The organism is Acinetobacter sp. YH12112 (assembly GCF_013418945.1).
In the GTDB taxonomy this organism is placed as follows: domain Bacteria; phylum Pseudomonadota; class Gammaproteobacteria; order Pseudomonadales; family Moraxellaceae; genus Acinetobacter; species Acinetobacter indicus.
Map to the genome: position 1 here is coordinate 1 of NZ_VPBA01000099.1, position 1133 is coordinate 1133.

General features: G+C 60.6%; 1 protein-coding gene. It reads left to right on the plus strand.

Going from position 1 to position 1133, the window contains the following annotated elements; translation table 11 throughout:
- The coding region (locus tag FTU50_RS15645; protein ID WP_223411754.1) for a DUF3363 domain-containing protein at positions 1-806 on the plus strand (806 nt) is incomplete at its 5' end.
- Between the last annotated feature and the right edge of the window lie 327 nt (positions 807-1133).

Sequence of the window (1133 nt, forward strand, 5' to 3'; positions counted from 1 at the left end):
TAAATTTTCAGCGTTGCTGGCTCCCCGTCAGCCGGATTGGGTTGCATCGCAGGGGTGTCGAAAGAGTCAACTGCGGTCCAAAGCTGTTGGACTTGGGTGAAAAGGGCGTTTATTCTTCCTATACGTGCCGCGTTCCAGGCGGCGACTATGAGGGCTATGTCGATGCCCATGTGCGCCGGCTGGAGGCGCTACGCCGGGCCGGTATCGTCGAGCGGATCGACGCCGACCAATGGCGCATCCCCGATGATCTGGTCAGCCGTGCCGCCGCCCATGACGCCGGCCGAGACAGTCAGGCCAGCGTTCGCGTCCTTTCCCCGGTCGATCTGAACAAACAGATCGGATCGGACGGCGCGACCTGGCTGGACCGGCGGCTGATCCACGGCGAGACGGCCGACCTTGCGCCAACCGGCTTCGGGCAACAAGTCCGCGAAGCCATGGACCAGCGCCGCGAGCACCATATCGAACAGGGCGACGCCACCCGCAGCCGGGACAGCCGCGTCTTCTACCGGCGCAACCTTCTCGCCATCCTGCGGGAGCGCGAGGTAGCCGGCGTCGGATCGGATATGGCTTTGAGTAAGGGCCTGCCGTTCCGCGCCGCCACGGACGGCGAGAGCGTCAGCGGCAAGTTTACCGGAACCGTGCATCTATCGAGCGGCAAGTTCGCCGTGGTCGAGAAATCCCATGAGTTCACCCTTGTCCCGTGGCGGCCGATCATCGACCGCCAACTCGGCCGCGAGGTTATGGGCATCGTGCAGGGCGGGTCGGTGTCGTGGCAGTTAGGGCGGCAGAGGGGGCTGGAACGCTGAGTGCGCCCATGCCGCATTGCGAAGCAAAAGATAATCTGATAAAATGTAGCAATTCATATTCGTAAGCGTGGAGTAATCAGATGGGAAATTCCAAGTCAGCAGACAAGTAAGCCGCAACAACCAGTATTGTTGTTGCGGCGCTCTGTAAGGCTAGTCTCATCTGATTGCTGACGAGCAGACGTCGCCCGGTATTCCTTAATCTTAATCGAGGGTTGATTCGTCATGACCACCACACGCCCCGCGTGGGCCTATACGCTGCCGGCAGCACTGCTGCTGATGGCTCCTTTCGACATCCTCGCTTCACTGGCGATGGATATTTATCTCCCT